This window comes from Methanospirillum hungatei (assembly GCF_020216685.1).
Taxonomy (GTDB): domain Archaea; phylum Halobacteriota; class Methanomicrobia; order Methanomicrobiales; family Methanospirillaceae; genus Methanospirillum; species Methanospirillum hungatei_B.
In genome coordinates, this window is sequence record NZ_JAIWNS010000027.1 from 1 (window position 1) to 10,000 (window position 10,000).

At 49.3% G+C, this 10,000-nt stretch carries 8 protein-coding genes and 1 pseudogene; 1 reads left to right on the forward strand and 8 read right to left on the reverse strand.

All coding sequences use genetic code 11. The features are described 5' to 3' along the window. The 3 genes from LDL35_RS01520 to LDL35_RS01530 form a co-directional block, all read right to left on the reverse strand. Positions 1–503 (reverse strand): hypothetical protein (locus LDL35_RS01520; RefSeq protein ID WP_304018790.1); only part of this gene is annotated, 503 nt, incomplete at its 3' end. A 163-nt stretch (positions 504–666) separates the two neighbouring features. Further along, the gene (locus tag LDL35_RS01525; RefSeq protein WP_011449871.1) at positions 667–960 is read right to left on the reverse strand and encodes a UPF0175 family protein; all 294 of its coding nucleotides are present in this window, start codon (positions 958–960) and stop codon (positions 667–669) included. Positions 961–1,063: 103 nt separating this feature from the next. Next, positions 1,064–1,996: a magnesium transporter CorA family protein gene (locus LDL35_RS01530; protein WP_304018793.1), complete on the reverse strand. Its 933-nt coding sequence runs from the start codon at positions 1,994–1,996 to the stop codon at positions 1,064–1,066. Positions 1,997–2,225: 229 nt separating this feature from the next. Here LDL35_RS01530 and LDL35_RS01535 point away from each other — a divergent pair, with 229 nt between their 5' ends. After that, positions 2,226–2,540: a DUF5611 family protein gene (locus tag LDL35_RS01535; protein ID WP_304018795.1), complete on the forward strand. Its 315-nt coding sequence runs from the start codon at positions 2,226–2,228 to the stop codon at positions 2,538–2,540. Positions 2,541–2,543: 3 nt separating this feature from the next. Here the strand turns inward: LDL35_RS01535 and leuS are convergent, their stop codons facing one another. The 5 genes and pseudogenes from leuS to LDL35_RS01560 form a co-directional block, all read right to left on the reverse strand. Beyond that, the gene (gene leuS / locus LDL35_RS01540) at positions 2,544–5,318 is read right to left on the reverse strand and encodes a leucine--tRNA ligase (protein ID WP_304018797.1); all 2,775 of its coding nucleotides are present in this window, start codon (positions 5,316–5,318) and stop codon (positions 2,544–2,546) included. 8 nt (positions 5,319–5,326) lie between these two features. Then, positions 5,327–7,294 carry a PINc/VapC family ATPase gene (locus LDL35_RS01545; RefSeq protein WP_304018799.1) on the reverse strand — a complete coding sequence of 656 codons (1,968 nt, stop codon included), beginning with the start codon at positions 7,292–7,294 and terminating at the stop codon, positions 5,327–5,329. A gap of 162 nt (positions 7,295–7,456) precedes the next feature. After that, a complete protein-coding gene (locus LDL35_RS01550) occupies positions 7,457–8,287 on the reverse strand; it encodes an A24 family peptidase C-terminal domain-containing protein (protein ID WP_304018801.1) in 831 nt (276 codons plus the stop codon). Between the two features lie 43 nt (positions 8,288–8,330). Then, positions 8,331–9,431 carry a DNA topoisomerase IV subunit A gene (locus tag LDL35_RS01555; protein ID WP_304018803.1) on the reverse strand — a complete coding sequence of 367 codons (1,101 nt, stop codon included), beginning with the start codon at positions 9,429–9,431 and terminating at the stop codon, positions 8,331–8,333. Beyond that, positions 9,418–10,000: pseudogene (locus LDL35_RS01560) on the reverse strand (DNA topoisomerase VI subunit B); the annotation flags it as partial. The gene LDL35_RS01555 and the pseudogene LDL35_RS01560, both read right to left, overlap by 14 nt.

The following is a 10,000-nucleotide window of genomic DNA, read 5'->3' on the forward strand; positions in this document are numbered from 1 at the left end:
ATGGGCATGAGGATGATGAGAATGAGGATGACTGACTCTGCCGGAACCTGCATACCTCCAAGAGTAATCGCGGTGGCAAGGAGGATTACCACGATGTACGTCAGGTACCAGGAACAAGCGATACCATATGTCCCGATGCGGAGTGATCGTTCATCCTGCAGACCAAGGTCACCATCCTGCCTTTTCATCCTCCAGTGTAAAAGTAGGAGGACCATACCAAAAACCATCCCCATGGTTGGTGTTGGAGGCAGGAGGGGTGTGGGGGTAAGGAATCCGGCGAATGATATCCCAATGCACAGAACACCCATGACCGCAATGATCCGACGAACCTCTGGGGAATTGTGTTTTTTCAGTAGATACATAGCTCCAATTCCAAGGGCAATCAGAAGTATCCAGATAAGTGCATCATAGGTAAATCCTGATGCGAGGTACGTTCCGATGAGAACGACAATTGCCAAGGCTGCTATGGTAATTTCCAGTGTGATGATGGCGGTCCGGTTCATAATATCACGGTGAGATATTTCTCACAAGGTGTTAGATATATCCAACTTATGTGAGATAAATCTAACTCAAGGAGATGATCCAAAAAAACGCATAAAGAGAAAAAAGGTATCAGGTGAATAACTTTGTAATGGTTTCCTTATCGCATCGGAAAACGAGTAGTAATCAAACAACAATGTTATTGTGAAGAATTTGTTTAAGAGTATTCAGGTCTTCTTCAGCTTCTTCCAGAGAAGAATCAAGGCCGATATTCCGACTTATGAGTTCATCTATCATATCCATTTTGGTTTCAAAACCAGCAATCTCTGCTGCTTTCCCCAAAGAAATTTTTTCCTCACGAAATAGTTCTACCGCTACTGCTCTTTGAATATATACTCCGACCTCATCTGGTCTGATATTGACGAGCCATGGAAACGATTTTGGAAGATCAATGGTGGTTTGAATCAAATCGGGGGCCATAATACAACCATTTATTCTTCTAATAATTTCTCTTGTGAATCATGTTCATTGATGAGGTAGGTTTACAGGTCGGTTTGGTTTCCTGATTTTTTTTACATAAATCTCACAAAACTTTCCATCTGACCAGAACAAATAACCCTATAGCACTGGCCGCAACTGCACAAAACATGATAAATAAAAACGCAAAGGGATCATCCTGCAGGGGAAGTGTTACATTCATCCCATAAATGCTCGCAATAAGGGTAGGCAAAGAAATCAGTATTGTAATACTGGTGAGGAGTTTCATCACGACATTGACATTATTATTGATAATCGATGCAAAGGTCCCGGTCATACCCATGATGATCGAGGTATAGATATTCGCCATCTCAAGAGCCTGTTTATTCTCAATCACCATCTCCTCATAGAGATCATGCTCCTCGTCACTCATTTCAAGGATACTTGAATAGGAGAACTTCTCAACCATCAGTGAGTTGGACCGAAGCGATGTTGTGAAAAAAACGAGGCTTTTGTGCAGGTTAAAGAGATCAAGGAGCAGGTCATTGGTTGTTGACCGGTGCAGGTTCATCTCAATCTGGCTTGACATCCGGTTGATATCTTTCAGGTACCGAAGGAACCGGAGGGCTGTCCGGTAACAGATCTGAAGCGCAAACCTGGTTCTGGTCCTGGTATCAAAATTTCTGACCCATCCGGAGAGGAACTCATCGAGAACATCCACTTCGGTCAGGGTGACGGTGATGATGACATTCGCAGTCAGGATGATACCAATCGGGAGTGTAATGTAGGGTATTGCTGCCTCTTCAGGTTCACGCCGGGGCGATCTGATAAGAATCAGAATATTCCCTTCGTCCACCTCGAAACGTGCCCGTTCATCAACATCAAGGGGGTCGGTAAAGAACTCAATCCAGACACCATACTTCTCAACAAGAAGAGATATTTCCTTTTCCGTGGGATTGACCACCTTGATCCAGCATCCGTCCTCCCACGAGTCTACCGGAATCAGACCGTCCTGTGTGGTAATATATGCTGAAATCATGGATCATCCCCACCAGAATAAACGTGATCAGTACTGCAGACTGATGGTATAAATAAAGGTAGGGAGAGCATGACAGGAGTTTCTGCAACCTGTTTGCGGGGAATGTCAGGACAAGGGGATAGGTTGAACAGCCGGTCCGAGCAGATTCAGTATACTGGTTTTGGGTCTTTATATGTATGGATCTCTCATCTGTAACACATATCCGATCACACAACCATTGAGTACACTTATGCAGGAATATCCGGTTAAGCGAACTCACATCAAGGTTCTTCCCGAGAATATTACCGCGAAGATAACCGAACATTTTGGCACCGCTCCTGTAGAAAAAGACGGGTGGTATACGATCTCATATGGCGCCCTTGAATCCATGCAGGTAAAACTGGGAGATGCAAAAAAATCAATCATCATCGCAACAGTTTCAAAGCAGGGAATTGAAGATGAGCAGGTCATCCTTGATACGAACAAGCGGTTCCGGCGATATCTGGATGATGTGACCGGGTACTCCACCAAGGAACGGGTTAAAAAAGCAAAATCAGTAGAATAAAATCTACTCTATTATTATTGCCGGTTTGAAGGGAAGGGCTGATCCTGCCTTCATATGCTGACAGGCATCGGCTGGTATTACTTCTATCTCAAGTTTTGTATCTTCAGCAAGGAACGCCGCTGCTCCCTTGAAGACTGCCAGCTCATCAGGCTTATGTGCGACAATCCGGTCCACAAGGTCGGACGGAAGTTTGTGGAAGAGATTTGTGCACTGTTTGACTGCATCTGCTGCTTCCTTACCCCGTGACTTGATCTCCTCGTTCTGCATAACATCCCTGATGACGTTCTTCTTGTCTGGTGCTCCGGCTATGAGCGTTAAAATGTCCCATTTCCAGGACGGTGCAACACAGATGGTAACTTTCCTTGGAGGTGTCTTCAGAATCCGGAGGATGGACTCGATGTCCTCTACAGTTCTGACTAAAAGTTCCTCAGCAATCTCTGCGGCATCATCCACTAGAGCTGCATCTGATTCAGGCCAGGGTGCGAATGAGACAAGACCTTCCCCGATATCCTTCCAGAGATCCTCGCAGGTGAACGGGATGATAGGAGCAAGGAGCCTGACCCATGTAGAGCAGAGCGACTTCATTGCACTCTTCCCTGCAGGGCTCTGACCAAGACGGCGTTTATACCATTTCAGGTCTGATTCAAATCCGAAGAAAGCCTCCTGAAGTGCCTGCCTGGTCTGGAAGTTCTCCATCGCTGTAGTGACCAAAGAGATATGGTTCTGCATCCGTGAGATGAGCCACCGGTCAATGTCCGTCTCCGGGCCATCAGCTGCAAGTCCGTCACGGATGGTCTGGGCGAACCGTTCAATCTGTTTCTTCGTGGATGAGACCAGTTCATTTCTCCAGTCAAAGTCCTGCCATGGCTCTCCTGAACCTATCAGGAACATCCGGACGGTATCGGCACCAAAGTCATTGATGGCATCCTCAAGCAGGTACACATTCCCTTTGGACGAGGACATCTTTGCCCCGTTTAAGAGGCCCATTCCAAAGACAACCATACCATGGGGGAGACAATCTTTTGGGAATATCGTACAGTGGTGGAAGAGCTGGAAGGTCAGGTGGTTAGATATGAGATCCTTTGCAGAGAATCTGAAGTCGTACGGGTACCAGTACAGGAACTCCTTTCTCATACCATCGAGCCGTTCCCGCTCCGGAAGTCCTTCAGACTCTTTTCCAAGGAAGATGTAATCAAAGACCGCCGGTGTCAGGAGAGCAGGATCAATGTGCTTAATCCTGGAGGCTATGGTATAATAAGCCATGTAGATGGTCGAGTCAGAGAGCGGTTCGATAAGCCACTCAGGATCCCATGGCATCTTCGTTCCAAGACCGATACGCCGGGAACAGGCCCAGTCCTTGAGCCAGTCAACAGTCCGGTAAAACTCAGCCCTGACCTCCTGGGGGACGAGCTCCATGTTATCAAGATGGTCTTTGACCTGCTGTTTCCAGGCTTCATCACTGTATTCAAGGAACCACTGATCATGAAGGACTTTGACAAAGACCCGGGATCCGCACCGGCAGACAACCGGCCGTATGTCAAACTCGTACATGATGCATGAGTGATGCTTCCCGATCAGAACCTCTGCGATCTCCTCCCTGGCAAATTTGACCGGTTTTCCACCATACTGCTCGTACATCTTTCCGGTCGCATGCTCGGCAGTATAGACAGACTGGGTCAGTTCGACAAGGTTTGGATCATCCTGGTTGATGATATCAGCCTTTTCGACTGCTTCAACTGCGGGAAATTCTCCGTACCCCTCAACGGTGATGAGCCCGACCGGTTTGATATCCGTATACTGACCTTTCCGCTGCAGGTCCCGAAGAGCGATATAATCATAGGGTGCATGAGCCGGAACACTCATCACAAGCCCGGTTGCCATATCTGGATCAACAAAGACTGCGGGAAGGATCGGAACCTCTCCACAGAAGGGGTGACTGACTTTCTTGTCTACCAGATCTGATCCTTTCATGGTGCCGATCTCGGCGACCTCATGATCCTGCAGGGCAATCTTCTCCATCGCCTGTCTTGAGAGGATCCACTCCTTTCCATCAACCCGTGCCCTGACGTACTCGACCGTGGGATTGACCCAGAGATTGGTAACTCCGTAGATTGTCTCTGGCCGGAGGGTTGCACAGGGGATAAATGCATCCCCGTACTGGAACATGATGAGGGTAAACTTCTGGATCTCAGCCTTGTCTCCTTCAAGAAGGTCATGGTCTCCGACCGGATTTTCACACTGCGGGCAGTACCTGACCGGATGGGCACCCTTGTTTACATGGCCTGCTTCCCGGAGATGGTACCACTGCCATTCGATAAACTTACTATAGGTTGGTTCAACCGTGGTAAAGCGTCGTGACCAGTCGATCGAAAGACCTGCCTGGGTCATGACCCGTTCATACTCATTTGAAAAATGGTTGACAATGTTAAGCGGGTCGGTAAACGTTTCAAGGACATCCTCCGGAACCCGGTACAGATCCCGGTAGAGTTTTATGGCACTCTCATCCCGCCTGGCTATACGTTTTGAGATACCGATAACCGGTGCACCGGTGACATGAAATGCCATCGGATAGAGGACTTCACGCCCACGCATCCGCCAGAACCGGGCGACAACATCAGGAACGATGTAGGTCCGGCCATGACCGACATGCATAGCCCCACTCGGGTACGGGTAGGCAACGGTCAGGTAGAATTTCTTTTTTTCAGAGGGGGTGGCAATAAACACCCCGTCCCATTGTTTCCGAATAGCAGCTTCCAAAGCCTGTGTCTCTTCCGTCATTCACACCCTCACACTGTTTTGAGCCTGATGGGTTCGCCCTCATTATATCTGCGCAGCATCTCCTGGGCGATGGTGCTGTTTTTCGCCAGGTGTATCTCACCAGAGTCATTCACCGTCGCGGTAAAGAGATACTCCCGCCCGGCAAAGACATCCACGATCTTCCCGGTGTTATCCGGAGAGATGATGGAAAGTTGTTTCTTGTCTATTCTGACCTGCAGCCCGTCTCCAAGGGTCAGTTCCTCACGGTCTGATGATCCTGGTGAGAGGGCCTTTACTTTCTTTGCAAGTTCTGATGATGGTCTGATGTCAATGCCGACCCCGACCTTGTTGACGATTGCCGCGATGTTCTTTCCGCCTTTTCCAATTGCTGCCGGAACATCCCGGTCATCGATATAGACAACTGCCTTTGTAGCAGAGAGCATCTCAACATTGACCTCACCACCGGTGTATCGGCCTATCTCCCGCTGGATGTCCCGTTCGGTGATGGACCAGGCATTGGTCTCCTCCTCCTCGTCCGGCTCTTCGTCATCAGGTGCCTTCTCCTCTACCGGTTCCTCCCGAGGCTCTGCATGCATGACGGTCTCTTCAGGGGGTACATACTTCTCGGAAGTTTCTGGTTCTTCTCCCTCCTCTTCAACCGGAAGAACAATAGTCTCCGTGCCGTATCTGAAGATCTCAAAGATCGGAAGGTTTGTCTTTACATCTGAAACCGTCGTGACCGGTCGTATCTGCATATCAGAGTCAATGCCCTCCGGGACTTTCATAGAGAAGGAGGTTGAGCAGATCTGGTGTATCTGCCCGTCCCTGACATAGATCATGCTGCCAAAGATCTGTGCCAGGACAGAGAAGTCAAGCCGGTCTGCAAATCGCTGGAGTGCTTCATGGGGTGACACGGCATGGATGATTCCGATCATCCCGATACCGGCAAGCCGCATGTCAGCAAATACTTCAAAGTCCTCGTTTCTGCGAAGTTCATCAAAGATGACAAAATCAGGCCTGACCAGAAGGAGCACGTCCGCGGTATTGGCCATACTCCCGTCAAGAGCAGTATACTGGGTGATCTGGTCTGGAACAAGCATCTCACGCGGCTGTTCCATGGTTTTAATGATAACCCCTTCATCACAGAGGTAGGTTGCAATAGCCTGGGCAAGGGTGGTCTTTCCACATCCCGGCGGCCCGGTGATAAGAATCCCCGGCTTTTCTCCTTTAAGCATCTGCTTTATGAGATCAGCTTCGGAATAATCATCGAGTGAGAGGTCAACAATCGGCCTGACTGCGGTAATCTCCATCCCATCAGAGAAGGGACGTCTGGTTATTGATATCCGCATGGATCCAATCTGGACAACGGTTACACCCCGCTTTTCGATCTCGATAAATCCATCTGGATCGCGTTTTGCCCGTTCAAGGATCTCCTGGGCGATCATCCGCAGTTCATACTCCGTGCAGAGCTGGTCACGCAGAGTCATCGTCTCGGTCTTCTGGATGGTCCCTTTTCGTGCAACCGGCTTTGCCCGTTCTTTCAGGTACACAGCGATGGTATGTTCATCAAAAAACTGGTCTATGGCAAGCGGAGTAAAGTCTTCTACCTGTGGCTTGAGATAGAGGACATCAATGCCTTTTGCCTTTGCGACCTCAGACTGGACCACGTCACTTGTGATAAACCTGGCTCCATAATCGATGGCAACTTTCCGGATAAGTGCATCAATTTCACCGCCGCTGGCAAGTTTTACCTGCTCAAGGGAGGGGCGGACACCAACAAATTCTATCGATATTATCCCCTGTTCGGCAAGTTTGCAGAGCTCCTGAAGTTCGGTAAGGCCCGAGAAACCTATTTCTCTTCCCTGGTTTGCCTGGGCCTCCAACTCAGCAACGACTGCTTCCGGTATTATTATATGGGCTCCGTTATATTCTCCGGTATCAATTAGATTGGTGATGCGTCCGTCTATAACGACGCTGGTATCAGGAACTATTTTCAAATATTTTCACCGGGTTATAATTGGTCATTCATTCCTTTTATTATATACCTTATCTGGCTCAAAAACGCGATCTGATATCTCTTTTCCGGTGATGTGAATCATGAGATCAGTGGTATCATGAAAAGGCTGCCCCGGTCTTTAAAAAAGTGGTTTGCGGGTATCCTATGGGGCGATCAGGGTGAGGAGACCCATGAAAAAGTCACCAACGATCATCGCGGTCAGAAACCCTGCGGTGATGGGAATGAGGAACGGAACCCCATAACTGATCCACACGGTCCCGGCTTTCTTATAGAGTTCAAGTTCTTTCCTGTATTGAGTTGGGTTTTCTTTTAGGGATTTTGTATACACCCGCTTTCCTCCGGCCAGCATGTCTTTGATCGCTGCTCTGACCGGGATGAATGATCGCTTGAGAGTCCCGTCCGCCTCTTCAAACTGTTCCATGACGATGCCGAACTCATCTGCTATGGTCTCACCTTTGACCGGGTAACCCAGGAAGAGATAGGGAAGGGGGGCTTTGTTCCCTTTTATGAGGTTTATCATGAAGAAGGCCACCGGTAATAGCAGGTTCAGGACAACGGCATTAAAGAGCACACTGAAGGGAAGGAAGACATAGGGGGGAAACCCGAAGAGCGGATAGCCGGTGAGGGGAACGAATGGGAAACAGGGGACCAGAACCGTGATCAGGATGAGTGCCTTGGTATCTGCCATCCCCATGAGATGAAATCTCGTAAAGAGATAGAATGCAATGACAAAGAAGAGGATCAGGGGGATAAGCGGCATCATATAGGGAAGATCTCCTGATGTGATGACCGAATACCAGAACCATATCAGCATCACTATGCCAATCGCAGCCGCGGGGTACCACATAACTACCGGAACTGCCCGTTCTCTGATATCCTCCCGGCATCCATAGAGGAGGGTGATCAAAAGGATAATAGCGTTGATAAGAAGGGGGAGCATTATCGGGGGGAGTGAGAAAGCATCCATACTCATGATCAGGAGGAAAAAGGATATAGGGATAGTGATTGGTGCCGGATTATTTCCGTAATATGCCCATGTCGGAGAGTCTTGCCGGCAGGTATTCATCTGTAACAAAATCAAGACCTCGTGCTGCAAATGCCTGCTGTTCTGATTTCAGGTTTAATGCGAGCTGAAGATTTATCTGTTCTTTCCAATAGTCACCTGCAAACCGGGGATCGGTCAGTTCAGCTCTCAGTGCCGCGATATCCTGCTCGGTCAGCGAGTCTGACGGAAGATCATAATCCCTGATATCTGATGGCTGCACCCCGATGAACCGGGCTGACGGGGTGACGAGAATCTCTGATATATGGGCACTTTTAATCGCCCCATAGGCAACACTTGCAAATATACGGTATGACCAGGGGTCACCATCGGTAAATACCGTGACCGGAAGCTGAAACTCACTGGCCAGCCGGTTGAGGACCCTCCGTGTCGATCGTGCCGGCTGTCCTTTCAGGTGGACAAGGATAGCCTGGTACTTCTCGTCAAATCCGTTCTCGATGAGCCGGGCATACATACCACCGGTCTCGATGGCTATGACCATCTGTGCATCATGCTCGACAAATTCGAGGGAGTCAACATTGGTCGGGATCTGGTATCCTGACTCTCCGATATCATCCTGGCAGTGCAGTTCCCTGGTGCCTCGTCTTGTGTCTTCCCGGATTCTGAGCGGACCGAAGATACTTGCACCATCCTCTTCAGGTCGCAGGTGAAAGTGCTCACGCTGGACATCGGTCAGGATCTCAAGGTCTTCCACCAGCAGATTTGAGTCGTTTTGTGCAGCAAACTTTGCCCGCTTCCAGCCTTCTGATATGTAATACAACTCTCTGAGTGTTGATGACCGGTTTTCTGTTATCTGATGTTTTAAAAACCAGATGACATACGCCATCTTGAGGATGTGTAGGGCACTCTTCTCTGTTCCGGCCTCACGGAGCCGTTCCCGGTCACCGTACTTCCATACCTCGGCCTCTTCATCATAGGCGATGTTTCGTTTTGTCCGGGTCGGCATGGTGATGGAGGGGAGTTCTCCCCTGGTCATCTGCTCATACCACTTCTCCGGGATGGCAAGCAGTCGTTTGAGGGTATGCTCCCTGATGCTCTCCTTATGACCGGTCAAGATCTACCACCACTTTCTTCTTTTCATCAACACCCCTGATGTCAATCATACCATTTCCGGTCCCGGTATACCTGAGCTGCCAATTTTCCCCGCCGGCAAGCTGCATCTGCCAGACCGCGGACTTGTCTGTTCCCATCTCTTCAACAAAGACGGCAGGAGGATCTGCGGTGCTGACATCATCGGCGGTTATGATATAGAGCGTCAGGTCTAGGGCGTGTGAGGTATAGTTCTGAATAGATACGTTCACGGCCCCGTTATCAGTCCATTTCTTTGCAACCAGCCGTCGCATGATCTGACCTTCAATCGGGGTGATATCAGGGACCGGCTTTTCGATGGTCTCAGCAACCTTCGTTGCAATCTCGGGTATGATGGCACAGATTGCCCTGGCACGCTCTTCTGAGAGCCTGCTTTTGTCCCTTCGTGAGAGGAAGGTCTTGAGATCCCGCCCGAGTTCCTGCAGCGCAAGGGTAATCTCCCGTTCAATCTCCGGTATGGACGCTATGGCATCCTTGCTTTCACTGGTAAAGGGGACATTGGTTGAGGCAACATGGACCAGGATAAGGACCGGC

What these genes read in the sequence shown, in the direction of transcription:
- LDL35_RS01535 (WP_304018795.1), top strand. Translation starts at nt 2,226, where the DNA reads ATGCAGGAATATCCGGTTAAGCGAACTCACATCAAGGTTCTTCCCGAG.
- LDL35_RS01525 (WP_011449871.1), bottom strand. Translation starts at nt 960, where the DNA reads ATGGCCCCCGATTTGATTCAAACCACCATTGATCTTCCAAAATCGTTT.
- leuS (WP_304018797.1), bottom strand. Translation starts at nt 5,318, where the DNA reads ATGACGGAAGAGACACAGGCTTTGGAAGCTGCTATTCGGAAACAATGG.
- LDL35_RS01530 (WP_304018793.1), bottom strand. Translation starts at nt 1,996, where the DNA reads ATGATTTCAGCATATATTACCACACAGGACGGTCTGATTCCGGTAGAC.
- LDL35_RS01550 (WP_304018801.1), bottom strand. Translation starts at nt 8,287, where the DNA reads ATGAGTATGGATGCTTTCTCACTCCCCCCGATAATGCTCCCCCTTCTT.